The 15335-nt window shown below is 66.6% G+C and carries 14 protein-coding genes; 9 read left to right on the top strand and 5 right to left on the bottom strand.

Annotated elements, in window-relative coordinates; translation table 11 throughout:
* The first annotated feature begins 135 nt into the window (after positions 1–135).
* The 4 genes from ACTCB7_RS00480 (at position 136) to ACTCB7_RS00465 (ending at position 4226) form a co-directional block, all read left to right on the top strand.
* On the top strand, positions 136–1326 hold the full coding sequence (locus tag ACTCB7_RS00480) for a class I SAM-dependent rRNA methyltransferase (RefSeq protein ID WP_224415741.1): 1191 nt from the start codon (positions 136–138) through the stop codon (positions 1324–1326).
* Between the two features lie 23 nt (positions 1327–1349).
* Entirely contained in the window at positions 1350–1790 is a 441-nt protein-coding gene (locus tag ACTCB7_RS00475; protein WP_224415740.1) for an acyl-CoA thioesterase, read from the top strand.
* 180 nt (positions 1791–1970) lie between these two features.
* Positions 1971–3089, top strand: coding sequence for an alanine dehydrogenase (ald, locus tag ACTCB7_RS00470; protein WP_224415739.1), 1119 nt, complete (start codon positions 1971–1973; stop codon positions 3087–3089).
* 111 nt (positions 3090–3200) lie between these two features.
* Positions 3201–4226: a tryptophan--tRNA ligase gene (locus ACTCB7_RS00465; protein WP_463005178.1), complete on the top strand. Its 1026-nt coding sequence runs from the start codon at positions 3201–3203 to the stop codon at positions 4224–4226.
* A gap of 128 nt (positions 4227–4354) precedes the next feature.
* On the opposite strand, the gene ACTCB7_RS00460 is transcribed toward ACTCB7_RS00465, so the two are convergent.
* The gene (locus tag ACTCB7_RS00460) at positions 4355–5551 is read right to left on the bottom strand and encodes a putative sulfate/molybdate transporter (RefSeq protein WP_224415737.1); all 1197 of its coding nucleotides are present in this window, start codon (positions 5549–5551) and stop codon (positions 4355–4357) included.
* A gap of 219 nt (positions 5552–5770) precedes the next feature.
* Between ACTCB7_RS00460 and ACTCB7_RS00455 the strand changes: the two genes are divergently transcribed.
* Positions 5771–7450 carry an NAD-dependent malic enzyme gene (locus ACTCB7_RS00455; RefSeq protein WP_224415736.1) on the top strand — a complete coding sequence of 560 codons (1680 nt, stop codon included), beginning with the start codon at positions 5771–5773 and terminating at the stop codon, positions 7448–7450.
* A 267-nt stretch (positions 7451–7717) separates the two neighbouring features.
* On the opposite strand, the gene acnA is transcribed toward ACTCB7_RS00455, so the two are convergent.
* Positions 7718–10471 carry an aconitate hydratase AcnA gene (gene acnA / locus ACTCB7_RS00450; protein ID WP_463005177.1) on the bottom strand — a complete coding sequence of 918 codons (2754 nt, stop codon included), beginning with the start codon at positions 10469–10471 and terminating at the stop codon, positions 7718–7720.
* Positions 10472–10820: 349 nt separating this feature from the next.
* Here acnA and ACTCB7_RS00445 point away from each other — a divergent pair, with 349 nt between their 5' ends.
* From ACTCB7_RS00445 to trxB, 3 genes are all read left to right on the top strand, one after another.
* Positions 10821–11030, top strand: a complete 210-nt coding sequence (locus tag ACTCB7_RS00445; RefSeq protein ID WP_163649989.1) for a zinc ribbon domain-containing protein — start codon at positions 10821–10823, stop codon at positions 11028–11030.
* A gap of 128 nt (positions 11031–11158) precedes the next feature.
* Positions 11159–11761, top strand: a complete 603-nt coding sequence (locus ACTCB7_RS00440; protein ID WP_163649990.1) for a peroxiredoxin — start codon at positions 11159–11161, stop codon at positions 11759–11761.
* Positions 11762–11945: 184 nt separating this feature from the next.
* Positions 11946–12899: a thioredoxin-disulfide reductase gene (gene trxB, locus ACTCB7_RS00435; RefSeq protein ID WP_463005176.1), complete on the top strand. Its 954-nt coding sequence runs from the start codon at positions 11946–11948 to the stop codon at positions 12897–12899.
* Between the two features lie 145 nt (positions 12900–13044).
* On the opposite strand, the gene ACTCB7_RS00430 is transcribed toward trxB, so the two are convergent.
* Positions 13045–13323 (bottom strand): SlyX family protein, encoded by a 279-nt coding sequence (locus tag ACTCB7_RS00430; protein ID WP_463005175.1) that lies wholly within the window; start codon positions 13321–13323, stop codon positions 13045–13047.
* An 84-nt stretch (positions 13324–13407) separates the two neighbouring features.
* On the opposite strand from ACTCB7_RS00430, the gene ACTCB7_RS00425 reads away from it, so the two are divergent.
* On the top strand, positions 13408–13872 hold the full coding sequence (locus ACTCB7_RS00425) for a cold-shock protein (protein WP_463005174.1): 465 nt from the start codon (positions 13408–13410) through the stop codon (positions 13870–13872).
* Positions 13873–13929: 57 nt separating this feature from the next.
* On the opposite strand, the gene ACTCB7_RS00420 is transcribed toward ACTCB7_RS00425, so the two are convergent.
* A complete protein-coding gene (locus ACTCB7_RS00420) occupies positions 13930–14883 on the bottom strand; it encodes a cation diffusion facilitator family transporter (protein ID WP_463005173.1) in 954 nt (317 codons plus the stop codon).
* Between the two features lie 61 nt (positions 14884–14944).
* On the bottom strand, positions 14945–15331 hold the full coding sequence (locus ACTCB7_RS00415; protein ID WP_224415731.1) for a hypothetical protein: 387 nt from the start codon (positions 15329–15331) through the stop codon (positions 14945–14947).
* Between the last annotated feature and the right edge of the window lie 4 nt (positions 15332–15335).

Here is a 15335-nt window from a genome sequence, read left to right as displayed (position 1 = left end):
CGTGCGCCTTGCGCTTTACACTGCTCGGCGATTTGTTCAGCGTTTCTCCGCGCATGAAGACCCGTGGACTTTTCTCGGGGGCCTGCAAGCGCGTTAAAATGCCGCCAATTCCCGATGATCTGAACCGGAGTTACCGTGACCGAACGCCTGCGCCTGAAGAAGAACGCCGATCGCCGCCTCAAGGCCGGTCATCTCTGGCTCTATTCCAACGAGATCGACATCCAGGCCACGCCGCTCAAGACGGTGGAGCCGGGTAGCCAGGCGATCATCGAGGCCGCCAACGGCAAGCCGATGGGCATCGCCTATGTCAATCCGCACTCGCTGATCTGCGCCCGCGTGGTATCCCGCGATGTCAACGTGAGGCTGGATCGCTCGCTGCTGGTGCACCGCTTCAACCAGGCGCTGGCGCTGCGCGAGCGGCTGTTCGACAAGCCGTTCTATCGCCTGGTGCACGGCGAGGGCGATTTGCTGCCGGGGCTGGTGGTCGATCGCTTCGGGGACGTGCTGGTGGTCCAGCTCAATACTCTGGGCATGGAGCGGCTGGCCGAGGAAGTGATCGCGGCGCTGGACAAGGTGCTCTCGCCGCGGGCGATCGTGTTCAAGAACGATACCTCCGGGCGCCGCCAGGAGCAGCTCGAGAGCGAGGTGGCGGTGGTCCACGGCGAACTGCCCGAGCAGGTACTGCTCGAGGAGAACGGTGTGCGCTTCGTCGCGCCGGTGCTCGACGGCCAGAAGACCGGCTGGTTCTACGATCATCGCCCCAACCGGGCCTGGCTCAACGCCTTGGTGGAGGGCAAGCGGGTGCTGGACCTGTTCAGCTACATCGGTGGCTGGGGTGTGCAGGCGGCGGCGCACGGCGCCAGCGAGGTACTGTGCGTGGACCGTTCCGCCGAGGCGCTGGAGCGTGTGGCCGAAAACGCCACGCTCAACGGGGTGGACGACCGGGTGGCGGTAGGCGAGGCCGATGCCTTCGAGGCCCTGGCCGCGCTCAAGGCCGACGGTGAGCATTTCGACGTGGTGATTCTCGATCCGCCGGCGTTCATCAAGCGGCGCAAGGACATCGCCAACGGCGAGCGCGCCTACGCGCGTCTCAACCGCGAGGCGATGCGCCTGCTGGGACGCGACGGCCTGCTGCTCTCCGCCTCCTGCTCGATGCATCTGGCTACCGAGCGGCTGGTGGAGTGCGTGCGCGGTGCGGTGCGTCACCAGGACCGGCACGGTCAGATCCTCTATCAGGGCGGACAGGGACCGGACCACCCGGTGCACCCGTCGATTCCCGAGACGGCCTACCTCAAGGCGCTGGGCGTGCGCGTGTTCCGCGACTAGCCGAGACGGCCGGGAGGCAAGGCATGGACTGGGATCTGGCGGCCCCCTTCACGATCACGATTGTCGTCGACGAGGCGGCAATCGATCACTACGGCCACGTCAACAATGCCGAATACCTGCGCTGGGTCGAGCAGGCCAGCTGGGCGCACTCCCGCTCGCTGGGGCTGAGCCTCGACGATTATCGGGCGCTGGACCGCGGCATGGTGGTGCATCGCCATGAGCTGGACTACCTGGCGCCGGCCTTCGCCGGCGATGCGCTGCGCCTGGCGACCTGGATCGTGGCCTGCGACGGCCGGCTGACGCTGACGCGGCGCTTCCAGCTGATCCGCCCGAGTGACGGCGCGACGCTGTTGCGGGCCCGCACCCGCTTCGCTTGCGTCGCGCTGTCCAGCGGCCGCCCCCGGCGCCTGCCGGCCGCCTTTCGCGACACCTATGGCGGCGCCCTGGTAATGGAGCCCGCCTAGGTCACGAAAGTTTTTCGTGTCATGCGCTCTTGCCGCGGTTTTTTCTGGCAGAAAACCGCTGTCCGGGCGAAGTTTTTGTTTTGCGCCGGCTGCCTATCGTGATCCCCCAAAGCTGCTGTACTAATGGCGTGTGAATCCACGGGCTCGCCCTGTCCAACACGTCCATCGCAGGAGGGTGTCATGAAGATTGCCGTTCCCAAGGAAATCAAGAACCACGAGTATCGCGTCGCGCTGACCCCGACCGGGGTGCGTGAACTGGTCGAGCGCGGTCATCAGGTCATCGTGCAGACCGGGGCCGGCGACGGTTCCGGTTTCGCCGACAGCGCCTTCGAGGCGGCCGGGGCGAGCCTGGAGTCCGATGTCGAGGTGCTGTGGAGCGCGGCCGAGCTGATTCTCAAGGTCAAGGAGCCGCAGCGCGAGGAAGTCGCGCGTCTCTCGTCGGGCCAGACCCTGTTCACCTACCTGCACCTGGCGGCCGAGGAATCGCTGACCAAGGGCCTGATGGCTTCCGGGGCGACCTGTATCGCCTACGAGACCATCACCGATGCCCAGGGCGGCCTGCCGCTGCTGGCGCCGATGAGTCGTGTGGCCGGTCGCATGGCCGTGCAGGCCGGGGCGCACAGCCTCGAGAAGGCCCAGGGCGGTTCCGGCGTGCTGCTGCCGGGTGTGCCCGGCGTGGCGCCGGCCAAGGTCACGGTAATCGGCGGCGGCGTGGTCGGCGAGAACGCGGCGCGCATGGCGCTGGGTCTGGGTGCCGAGGTGACCGTGCTGGACAAGTCGCTGCCGCGCCTGGAGGTGCTCGATCATCGCTACCAAGGGCGGGTGCGTACCGTCTATTCCACCGCCGACTCCCTGGAAGAGGCGATTCGCGAGTCCGACCTGATCATCGGCGCGGTGCTGGTGCCGGGGGCCGCCGCGCCCAAGCTGATCACCCGCGCCCAGCTGGCCGACATGCAGCCGGGCAGCGTGCTGGTCGACGTCGCCATCGATCAGGGCGGCTGTTTCGAGACCAGCAAGGCGACCACCCATGCCGAGCCCACCTACGTGGTCGACGGCGTGGTGCACTACTGCGTGGCCAACATGCCGGGTGCCGTGGCGCGCACCTCCACCCAGGCGCTGACCAACGCCACCCTGCCGTTCATCATCGCCCTGGCGGACAAGGGCTGGAAGCAGGCGCTGGCCGATGACCCGCACTTCCTGCCCGGCCTCAACGTCCACGACGGCAAGATCACCTACCGTGCCGTGGCTCAGGCCTTCGGCCTCGACAGCGTCGACCCGGCCAGCCTGGTCGCGAGCTGACGGGCCGGGGCCTTCCCGCCGAACGCCCGGCGTGACCGTCGGGCGTCGGTCGCCTTGATCGGGGGCGCGCGTTACCATAGCGGGCATTTCCGACAGCAGAGTCCGCTTTCCATGAGTACAGCCGCCAAGACGACCCGCGTGCTCACCGGCATCACCACGACCGGCACGCCCCACCTCGGCAACTACGTCGGCGCGATCAAGCCGGCGATCGCCGAGAGCCAGAACCCCGATGTCCAGTCGTTCTACTTCCTCGCCGACCTGCATGCCCTGATCAAGTGTCAGGATCCCAAGCGTGTCCAGCAGTCGCGCCTGGAGATCGCCGCCACCTGGCTGGCGCTGGGGCTGGATACCGACAATGCGATCTTCTACCGCCAGTCGGACATCCCCGAGATTCCCGAGCTGACCTGGATGCTGTCCTGCGTCTGCGCCAAGGGGCTGATGAACCGGGCCCATGCCTACAAGGCCGCGGTCGCCGAGAACGAGGCGGCCGGCAGCCAGGACCTCGATCGCGGCATCACCATGGGGCTGTTCGGCTACCCGGTGCTGATGGCCGCCGACATCCTGATGTTCAACGCCAACAAGGTGCCGGTGGGGCGCGACCAGATCCAGCACATCGAGATGGCCCGCGACATGGCCGGGCGCTTCAATCATCTCTACAAGAGCCAGTACTTCACGCTGCCCGAGGCGGTGGTCGACGAGAAGGTGGAAGTGCTCGGCGGGCTCGACGGACGCAAGATGTCCAAGAGCTACAACAACACCATTCCGCTGTTCGTCTCCGAGAAAAAGCTGCTCAAGCTGGTGCGCAAGATCAAGACCAACTCCCTGGAGCCGGGCGAGCCCAAGGATCCGGATAGCTGCACCCTGTTCCAGATCTACTCGGCCTTCGCCAGCGCCGAGGAGAGTGCGGCGATGCGCCAGCGCTACGCCGAGGGCATCGGCTGGGGCGAGGCCAAGAACGAGTTGTTCGAGTACCTCAACGCCCACCTGCGCGAGCCTCGCGAGCGCTATCAGGCGCTGATGGAGGACCCGGGCCATATCGAGGCCGTGCTGCGCAAGGGGGCCGATCGAGCCCGGGCGGAAGCCGCGCCGCTGATGGACAGGCTGCGTCACGCCGTCGGTCTGGGGCGCTTCATCTAGCGGCCGGTAGCGCACACAGGGCCGGCTTCGACGACGGGGCGCCCGGCTGCCTGGTCCTCGCGGCCTCGCTGGCCGCCTTCGCCGGCAACATGCTGGGTGTCAGGCTGCGCCCGTGGTTCTTCGCGGCGTCACCGCGCTGAGGCGTCGCGAGCGCGACGGTACCGGGTCCATCTGACCCGTCCCCATTCGGCGGCGGCACCGGCGACCAGCCCCCAGAAGGGATTCACCGCGACCGTCACCGCGGCGGTCGCGGCGATCACCGGCCAGCAGTCGGGCCGGCTGTCGAACAGCCGCCGGGTGACGGCCAGCTGCCAGGCGGCCACCAGCAGCAGGGCGCCCAGCCCGGCGGCGGGGATGGCGGCCAGCATCGCCAGCCCCCACTGTGCCGGCAGGCAGGCCATGACGAGCAGGGCCAGGCCCAGCAGCAGGGGGGCCGTACCGGTGCGTGCGCCGAAGCGGTAGTGGGCCGCCAGTCCGCCCGCGCCGTGGCACATCGGCAGGGCGCCGAACGGCGCGAGCACCAGGTTGGCGAGGCCGGTGGTGATCGACAGGCGCGCGGGCGTGACATGCGCCGCGCGTTCGCCGAAGTAGTCGCCGGCCACCAGGGCGGTCAGCACCACGGCATTGGTCACCGTCAGCGACAGCTGGGGCAGCACCAGCGTCGTCAGGGAGTGCTCGATGGTGCCGAGGTCCGGCCAGGCGGCCAGCGCCAGCAGGGGGTGGGAATCGGGCATGGCGATCGGGCTGTCGCCGCCCTGCATCAGGCCCAGCCCCACCGCGACCAGCAGGGTGATCAGCACCGAGGGGCAGCGCGGCCGGCGCATGCTCACCAGCAGAACCGCCAGCGTCACGCCTCCCAGCCAGGGCGCCTCGGCCATCAGCGCCAGGCTGGCCCGGGCCAGCATCACGCCCAGGCCGAGCTGCAGCCCGGCGAGCACGGACTGCGGTATCGGGCGGCTCAGGCGATTGATCCACCCCGTCAGCCCGAGCATCAGCATCACTCCCCCGATCATCACGCCGCTCAGGGCCACCGCCTGGGCCGTCATGCCCGTGGCCAGCAGCATCGCCGCCACGGCCTTCATGGGCTGCACGGGAAGCGGCAGACGGTAGCAGCAGGCGGTGGCGAGATAGAATGCCGCAAACCCGAACAGCACCGGCCCCGGGGGCAGGACGCCCAGGGCCAGGATGCCCAGCGTCAGCGGCAGCAGGGTGCCCAGATCCCCCAGGGCGCCGTTGATCTCCTGCCCGTTGAAGGCGAATCCGGCGGCCGGCGTTCCGGCGGCCGACGTCTCGGCGCTGCGCCGGACCGGGGGAAGGGCTGCCATGCTGTGTCTCTTGCCGTCGATCGCGAGCCATCAGTTGAGCAAAGCCCGATGCCCCGGTCAATGCACTTCCTGTCGAAGCGCAGGAAAGCGCCGTGCTTTCGAGGCGGTCGAACGGGCGGCTGTGTTATCGTATCTGTCGCTTTTCCGTGTTCGCCGCGTCGTTTGCTGAACGTCATCGCAGCCCGCGCGAACGTCGTCACACCAACCTCGAGTCGAGAGATGAGCGAGAACGCCAAGCGCCCCCTCTATACCCCCTATGCCGGTCCGTCGCTGCTGGAGATGCCGCTGCTGAACAAGGGCAGCGCCTTCACCCTGAAGGAGCGCATCGACTTCAATCTTATCGGGCTGCTGCCCCAGAATGTCGAGACCATCGAGGAGCAGGCGGAGCGCGCCTACCGTCAGTACCGCCTGTGCAAGACCGATCTGGACAAGCACATCTACCTGCGCTCGATCCAGGACGACAACGAGACGCTGTTCTTCCGCCTGCTGGAAGAGCATCTCGAGGAGATGATGCCGATCATCTACACGCCGACGGTGGGCGAGGCGTGCGAGGAGTTCTCCAATATCTATCGCAACCACCGCGGGATCTTCGTCTCCTATCCCGACCGGGAGCACATGGACGATATCCTGCGCAGCGCCACCAAGGACCGGGTCAAGGTGATCGTGGTCACCGACGGCGAGCGGATCCTGGGGCTCGGCGACCAGGGCATCGGCGGCATGGGCATTCCCATCGGCAAGCTCTCGCTGTATACCGCCTGTGGCGGCATCAGCCCGGCCTACACGCTGCCGATCATGCTCGACGTGGGCACCAACAACCAGCAGCTGCTCGATGATCCGATGTACATGGGCTGGCGCCACAAGCGCATCGGCGACGAGGAGTACGCCGAGTTCATCGACATGTTCATGCAGGCGGTCAAGCGTCGCTGGCCCAACGCCCTGGTGCAGTTCGAGGACTTCGCCCAGACCAACGCCATGCCGCTGCTCGAACGCTACCGCGACGAGCTGTGCTGCTTCAACGACGACATCCAGGGCACTGCCGCGGTCTGCGTGGGCACCCTGCTGGCGGCCTGCAAGTCGCGCGATGCCCGGCTCGGCGACCAGCGGGTGGCCTTCGTCGGCGCCGGTTCCGCCGGCTGCGGCATCGCCGAGCAGATCATCGTCGCCATGCAGGCCGAGGGGCTGAGCGAGGACGAGGCACGCCGGCGGGTCTACATGGTGGATCGCCACGGCCTGCTGACCAGCGACATGGACGGCCTGCGCGACTTCCAGCAGCGCCTGGCCCATGACCCCGCGGAGCTGGCCGACTGGCCGGGTCGCTCGCTGCTCGACGTGATCGCCTCGGCCAGGCCGACCATCCTGATCGGGGTATCCGGTCAACGCGGCCTGTTCACCGAAGAGGTGATCCGCACGTTGCACGAGAACTGCCCCAACCCGGTGGTGATGCCGCTGTCCAACCCCACCTCGCGGGTCGAGGCGACGCCCCAGGAAATCGCCGACTGGACCGACGGCCAGGCGCTGGTCGCGACCGGCAGCCCCTTCCCGGCGGTCAAGGTCGGCGAGCGCGAGATCGCCATCGCCCAGTGCAACAACGCCTACATCTTCCCCGGCGTGGGGCTCGGCGTGGTCGCGTCCAACGCCTCGCGGGTCACCGACGGCATGCTGATGGCGGCTTCCAACGCCCTGGCCAACGGCGCGCCGATCGTCAGGAAGGGCGAGGGCGCGCTGCTGCCGTCACTCAAGGATATCCGCGAGATCAGCAAGTCGATCGCTTTCGATGTCGCCAAGCAGGCCCAGGAGGAAGGCGTGGCGCTGTCCTCCAGCGATGAAGTGCTGTGGGAGGCGATCGAGCACAACTTCTGGTATCCGCGTTATCGGCGTTATCGGCGTCGCGCGTTCTAAGCGCTTTTCTAAAAAGCGGGTCATGGCAGGCAGTGACAAGTCGACGCGAGGGTCTTTTGCCATGGCCGAAAAATGATCCCTTCCATTTCGGCATTTCCGCCATCCATGGCGGTCAGATGGCAAAAGTAGCGCCCAGGGAAGGGTCTACAGCGCCCTCGCATAGCCTTGTCTCGGCCGACTATGCCATGACGTGAAAACGCCCTGCCTCGCTGGCAGGGCGTTTCCGTTTGCGCCGAGTGATGCCCGGGGCGCTTCCCCGGCACGGCTTCACTGGAGCATGTTGCGCAGCACGAAGTGCAGGATGCCGCCGTGGCGGTAGTATTCCAGCTCGTTGGCGGTGTCGATGCGGCACTTGGCGTCGAGCGTCTTCTCGCCCTTGTCGGTGCCGATGGTCACCTTGACGGTGCTGCCCGGCTCGAGGTCCTTGAGCCCTTCGATGGAGAAGGTTTCGTCGCCGGTCAGCCCCAGCGACTTGCGGTCCTCGCCCTCGGGGAACTGCAGCGGCAGCACACCCATGCCGATCAGGTTGGAGCGGTGGATGCGCTCGTAGGACTCGGCGATCACCGCGCGCACACCCAGCAGCCGCGTGCCTTTGGCGGCCCAGTCGCGTGACGAGCCGGTGCCGTACTCCTTGCCGGCGACCACTACCAGCGGCGTGTCGTCCTCGACATACTTCATCGCTGCGTCGTAGATCGACAGCTGCTCGCCGGAGGGCACGTGGCGGGTGTAGCCGCCCTCGACGCCGTCGAGCATCTCGTTCTTGATGCGCACGTTGGCGAAGGTGCCGCGCATCATCACCTCATGATTGCCGCGCCGCGAGCCGTAGGAGTTGAAATCCTTCACCGCCACCCCGTGTTCCTGCAGGTAGCGCCCGGCGGGGCTGTCCGGCTTGATCGCGCCGGCCGGCGAGATGTGGTCGGTGGTCACCGAGTCGCCGAGCATCGCCAGCACGCGCGCGCCCTTGACGTCCTCGACCGGCTCGGGCTGCTTGCCCATGCCCTCGAAGAACGGCGGGTGCTGGATGTAGGTGGAATCCTTCGACCATTCGTAGACCTTGCTTTCCGGCACCTTGATCGAGCGCCACGTCTCGTCGCCGTCGAAGACCTCGGCGTATTCCTTGCGGAACATGTCGGTCTTGACCTGCTCCACGGCCTTGGCGATCTCGGCCTGGCTGGGCCAGATGTCCTTGAGATAGACCGGCTGGCCATCCTTGCCGGTGCCCAGCGGTTCCCTGGAGAGATCGACACGCACGTTGCCGGCCAGGGCGTAGGCCACTACCAGGGGCGGCGAGGCCAGCCAGTTGGTGCGGACCAGCGGGTGCACGCGCCCCTCGAAGTTGCGGTTGCCCGAGAGCACGGAAGCCACGGTCAGGTCGCCATCGTCGATCGCTTTCTCGATCGGCTCGGGCAGCGGGCCGGAGTTGCCGATGCAGGTGGTGCAGCCGTAGCCGACCAGGTTGAAACCGAGTTCGTTCAGGTCGTCCTGCACGCCGCCGGCGGCGAGGTAGTCGGTCACCACCTTGGAGCCCGGCGCCAGCGAGGTCTTGACCCACGGCTTGGTGGTCAGGCCCTTCTCCACGGCCTTGCGGGCCAGCAGGCCGGCGGCCAGCATCACGCTGGGGTTGGAGGTGTTGGTGCAGGAAGTGATGGCGGCGATCACCACCGCGCCCGGGTTGAGCTTGAACGACTCGCCGTCGAACTCGACGTCCTGGCTGTCGGTGTGCTCGTAGTGGCGATGACGGTCGTGCAGCTCGACGTCGTCCACCGCGTGGCCGCCCTCGGACTGCCACTTGCCCTGCTCCTCGGGAGGGGCATCCGGCGCGTCGCCGTTCATCAGCTTTTCGAAGGTGGTCTTCATGTCGGTCAGTGCCACCCGGTCCTGCGGGCGCTTGGGCCCGGCCAGGCTGGCCACGACATCACCCATGTCGAGTTCCAGGGTGTCTGAATAGATCGGCTCGTGCCCGGGTTCGCGCCACAGGCCCTGTTCCCTGGCGTAGGTCTCGACCAGGGCGATCTGCGCCTCGTCGCGCCCGGAGAGGCGCAGGTAGTCGAGGGTCTGCTCGTCGACCGGGAAGAAGCCGCAGGTGGCACCGTATTCGGGCGCCATGTTGGCGATGGTGGCGCGATCTGCCACCGGCATGTCCTTGAGGCCGTCGCCGTAGAACTCGACGAACTTGCCGACCACGCCCTTCTGACGCAGCATCTGGGTCACCGTCAGCACCAGGTCGGTGGCGGTGATGCCCTCGCGCAGCTTGCCGGTGATCTTGAAGCCGATCACCTCGGGAATCAGCATCGATACCGGCTGGCCGAGCATGGCGGCCTCCGCCTCGATGCCGCCGACGCCCCAGCCGAGTACGCCCAGGCCGTTGATCATGGTGGTGTGGGAGTCGGTGCCCACCAGGGTATCAGGGTAGGCGAAGGTCTTGCCGTCCTGCTCCTTGGTCCAGACCGCCTTGCCCAGGTACTCCAGGTTGACCTGGTGGCAGATGCCGGTGCCCGGCGGCACCACGCGGAAGTTGTCGAAGGCCTGCTGGCCCCAGCGCAGGAACTCGTAGCGTTCGCGGTTGCGCTCCATCTCGATGGCGACGTTGTCCTTGAACGCCGACGGGTCGCCGAAGTGGTCGACCATCACCGAATGGTCGATGACCAGGTCCACCGGCGACAGCGGGTTGATACGCGCCGGGTCGTCGCCGAGCCGGGCCACAGCGTCGCGCATCGAGGCCAGGTCCACCACGCCGGGCACGCCGGTGAAGTCCTGCATCAGCACGCGGGCGGGGCGGTAGCCGATCTCGCGGCTCGAGCGGCCTTCCTTCTGCCAGTCCACCAGCGCCTGCATGTCCTCGCGAGAGACCGTCTCGTCGTCGGCGAAGCGCAGCTGATTCTCGAGCAGCACCTTGAGGGTGAAGGGCAGCCGGTCGATGTTGCCCAGTGCCTCGGCGGCCCTGGGCAGGCTGTAGTAGTGGTAGGTCGAGCCCCCGGCCTCGAGAGTGCTCAGGGTGGTCGGCGTTTCGTCAGCGCTCATGGACTCCTCCTCATGCCTTGCTTGGGCGTCGACTCGGGCGGCGGAACTGCCGGCTTCAACGGCCTGCCGGTGGTGCCGGTCACCGTCTCCCGAGTGGTCAGGTTCCTGATTGACTAGGGCTACGATACTACGCCCAGGGGCGGGATTGTCGACACTTGGCCCGCATTGCCTTTATCCATCACATGGCAATGATAGGTCGAGAATTCAAGCGGGCCCAATCGGCGATGGGTGTTCGGCGCCGGCTCGACTATCCTGAACAGGACCGTCAATTCGCCCCTTGAAAGCTGGCGCCGATGCCCCCAAATCCTGATCTCAGAGATGGCATCGACGCGCAGGGTGGGAGCCGATCATGAATGAAGAGATGCTCACCTCGCATGCGACCCACTGCCCCTATTGCGGGGCTGCCTTCGACCTGCTGGTCGATGCCAGCCAGGGCAGTCACGTGACCTGGGAGGATTGTCCGCGCTGCTGTGCCCCGATGCAGGTCGGCGTGGAGGTTTCTTGCGTGCTCGGCGACATCGAACGGGTGACGGTGGCGCGCGACGACGACATCGTGTAGGGCACGGCCGATAGGCATGCCCTATATCGATCATTGGGGTTATCAAATTGGCAGATCGCGGGGGCGATCGTAACCTCGTCCTCGTCATCATTCACAAGCGACCACACTCAACTCTCAAGGAGCGTTACATGAGCGTACTGGTTGGACGTCAGGCACCGGATTTCGAAGCGGCCGCCGTTCTGGGCGATGGCACCATCGTCGACAACTTCAAGCTGTCCGACAGCAACGGCAAGCTGCGCGTGCTGTTCTTCTGGCCGCTGGACTTCACCTTCGTCTGCCCCTCCGAGATCATCGCCCACGACAACCGTCTGGCGCAGTTCAAGGAGCTGGGTGTGGAGGTCATCGGCGCTTCCATCGACTCCCAGTTCACCCACTACGCCTGGCGCAAGACCTCGCCGGACAACGGTGGCATCGGTGAAGTCGGCTTCCCGGTCGTGGCGGACGTCAAGCACGAGATCGTCCAGGCCTACGGCATCGAGCATCCGGAAGCGGGTGTCGCCCTGCGCGCCTCCTTCCTGATCGACGAGGACGGCGTGGTCCAGCACCAGACCGTCAACAACCTGCCGCTGGGCCGCAACGTCGACGAGATGCTGCGCATGGTCAAGGCGCTCAAGCATCACCAGACGCATGGCGAAGTCTGCCCGGCCGGCTGGGACGAAGGCCAGGAAGGCATGAAGGATACCGCCGAAGGTGTCGCCAAGTACCTCGGCGAGCACTCCAAGGAACTGTAACGGTTCCCGGGTGTGACGGGGCGGCCTGCGGGCCGCCCTTCGTCGTCTGGGACAGGGAAAACACGGTAGACTGCGATCTGCATTCGATGAGGTGGTCGGCGTCGAGTCCAGCTCCCAGTCCACCTCGAGACTTCAACGGCCGCTGTTGTTTCCCGACGGCGTCCTTGCCGAAGAGGATTTTTTCATGAGTGAAGCGCGTCATCAGCGGTTGATCATCCTGGGCTCCGGTCCGGCGGGCTACACGGCGGCGGTCTACGCGGCCCGGGCCAACCTGAGCCCGCTGCTGATCACCGGCATGCAGGCCGGCGGCCAGCTGACTACCACCACCGATGTCGATAACTGGCCGGGCGACGATGCCGGGGTGCAGGGCCCGGAGCTGATGGAACGCATGAAGCGTCACGCCGAGCGCTTCAACACCGAGGTCCTCTTCGACCACATCGACGAGGTGGTGCTGGGCAGCCGGCCCTTCACCCTCAAGGGCAGCAACGGCCTCTACACCTGCGACGCGCTGATCATCGCCACCGGCGCCAGCGCGCGCTATCTGGGCCTGCCTTCCGAGCAGCAGTTCATGGGCCAGGGGGTGTCCGCCTGTGCGACCTGCGACGGCTTCTTCTACCGCAACCAGGAGGTCGTGGTGGTCGGCGGGGGCAACACCGCCGTCGAGGAGGCGCTGTATCTGTCCAACATCGCCTCGCGGGTGACGCTGGTGCATCGCCGCGACAGCCTGCGCGCCGAGAAGATCCTGCAGGACAAGTTCTTCGAGAAGGTCGACAACGGCAATATCGCCGTCGAGTGGAACCAGACCGTCGACGAGGTGCTTGGCGACGGCTCCGGCGTCACCGGCGTGCGGCTGCGCTCCATGCTGGATGACAGTACCCGCGAGCTGTCGGCCCCGGGCGTGTTCATTGCCATCGGCCATACGCCCAATACCGGCCTCTTCGAGGGCCAGCTGGAGATGAACGGCGGCTACATCACGGTGCGTTCCGGGCTCGACGGCAATGCCACCGCCACCAGCGTACCGGGCGTGTTCGCCGCCGGGGACGTCATGGACCACGTCTATCGCCAGGCCATTACCTCCGCCGGCAGCGGCTGCATGGCCGCGCTTGACGCCGAGCGCTACCTCGACGGTCTGGAGTGATCGCTGGCCGGGCTGGCTGCGCCTGACAGCAGTCTGATCGACTCAGGGAGCGCCATGCGGCGCTCCTTTTCGTTTTCGCCTTCGCTGTCCCCCCGGCCCTTGCCGGCCGCCTCGAGTCCGGTCGGCACGTCGCGCCTTGTGGGCCTCAGTAATGGGGCGGGCGCTCGTCCGATGCCCCGGGCTCCGGAGACAGGCTTTCCAGAGCCTGGTTCTGATCGCGCAGGCGCTGCTGCATCAGTTCGTTCATGCGCTCGAGCTGGCTCAGGCGCTGTTCCTGCTGCACGGCGGCGCGGTCCAGCGTGTCCAGCCAGTGCTCCTGATAGGCCAGCCGGCTCTCCAGCGCCTCGATGTGTGCCTCCAGGCGGCTGATAAGCGTGCCATTTTCGATCATGCTAGAATCGCTGCGCTGTGTGTTGCCGTTCATCGCGACACCTTGATTTTTCATGACATCGCCCGTCGCCTCGGCGATCGGGCCGTTTTTGGTTGACAACAAGAGAACCCGAGGTCCATGAATCGAAAGGTATTACTGCGTTGCAGTATCATCAGTCTCCTGCTGGCCGCTCCCGCACCGCTGCTGATCGCCCTGTTTGCCTCGCTGGCCGATGGCGCATTGACCGGCGAGCTGGAAAAGGCCCTGGAGCTCGATGGTATCGAGCGTATCTACGTGGCCAGCGCCGTGGCGATCTTCGTGATTCTACTGGTGGCGACGCTGGCCGTTAACATTCTCACCCCACAGCTGGCCAACCTGGCGGACATCGAAAGCGATGATCGCGAGACCGGCGAGGTCAAGTGGTTCAACGTCAACAAGGGCTACGGCTTCATCACTCGCGAGAGCGGTGAGGATGTATTCGTGCACTTTCGCGCCATCCGCGGCAAGGGGCATCGTACCCTGGCCGAGGGGCAGAAGGTGCGCTACCACGTGGTCCAGAACGAGCGCGGATTGCAGGCCGACGACGTCACCGTCATCACCTGAGTCCCACCCGCGCTTCCCGAAACGCCATCGCCCCGGCCCTCGCCGGGGCGATGTCGTTCAGGCCGGGGCGTTGGCCGGCTCCTCGCCGTGATCCGGGCGTTCGTCCACATCGGCGCGGGCCTCGGCCTCGACGAACACCCGCTTGACCGTCGGCACCTCGGCCTTGATGTCCCGGTCCAGCGTGGCGATGGCCCGCTCGATGCGCTCGGCGGGCGTGCCGCGCCGGAAACGGATGCTGAGCGTGGCGAGGACGAAGTCCGGCCCCATGTGCATGGTCAGCACCTCGTTGACCGATTCCACGGCATCGGCGTTGCCGGCCAGGTGGCGAATGGCATCGACCACACCGCGATTGGCACTTTCACCGATCAGCAACCCCTTGGTCTCGACCGCAAGCCAGATCGCCGTGCCGCCGAGGATCAGGCCGATAATCACCGAGGCGATGCCATCGAAGATTGGGTTGTGGGTCCACTCGCTCAGCCAGATGCCGCCGAGCGCCACCAGGAGACCGAGCAGGGCGGCGGAGTCCTCGAACACCACCATGAACATGGTCGGGTCCTTGCCACGGCGCACCGCCTGCACATAGCCCCACTTGCCCTTGGTCTTGCGAAAGGCGTTCAGTGCGAAGGCCCAGGACGCCCCCTCGAAGAGAATCCCCAGTCCCAGCACGATGTAGTTGATCAACGGCGACTGCATCGGCTCGGGGTGAAGGATGTGGTTGATGCCCTCGTAGATCGAGACGCCGGCGCCCACGGCGAAGATCAGCAGCGCGACCACGAAGCTCCAGAAATAGACCTCCTTGCCGTGGCCGAAGGGAAACTGCGCGCTGGGTGGTCGACTGGCGCGCTTCAGGCCCAGCAGCAGCAGGCCCTGGTTGCCGGTGTCGACCACCGAGTGAATGCCTTCGGAGAGCATCGCCGAGCTTCCGGTGAAAGCGGCGGCAACGAACTTGGTGATCGCGATCAGCAGATTGCCGCCCATGGCGGCATAGATGACCGGCTTGGATTCCGCCATGGCATCGCATCCTTGTCGGCATGGGGAGAGTGAAGAGCGAGCAACGTGCCCGCAGCATGGCCTATTGGCCCGAGTCCGGCCAGTCGATGGGGCCTTCGTGGCCGTTCGGGCAGACCTGCCAGAAGCGGTCGGGGTCGTCGCCGGGCTGCCAGCCGCCCAGCGAGCAGCGCACCTCGCAGCCCAGGCGCTGCACGGCCTCGCGGGCGAGGTCGATGTCCCGCGGCCAGGGCGTGGCGGGGCTGTCGAGCCACAGGCTGGCGAAGCCGTCGGCCACGCCCTCGACCAGCAGCACCGGGATCGCTTCTCCCGCGCAGTAGCCGCGACCGCGCCACTTGCGCTTGCCGGCCGGCTGCAGCGGGGCGGCATCGAGGCGCTCCCCCAGCCAGGCGTTGAGGGCCTCGAGGTCGGCGCCGGCCAGATAGATTTCGATATCGGGGTAGCGTTCCATGGCA

It is taken from the genome of Modicisalibacter sp., assembly GCF_055145905.1.
This window is presented reverse-complemented; position numbering and strand designations above follow the sequence as displayed.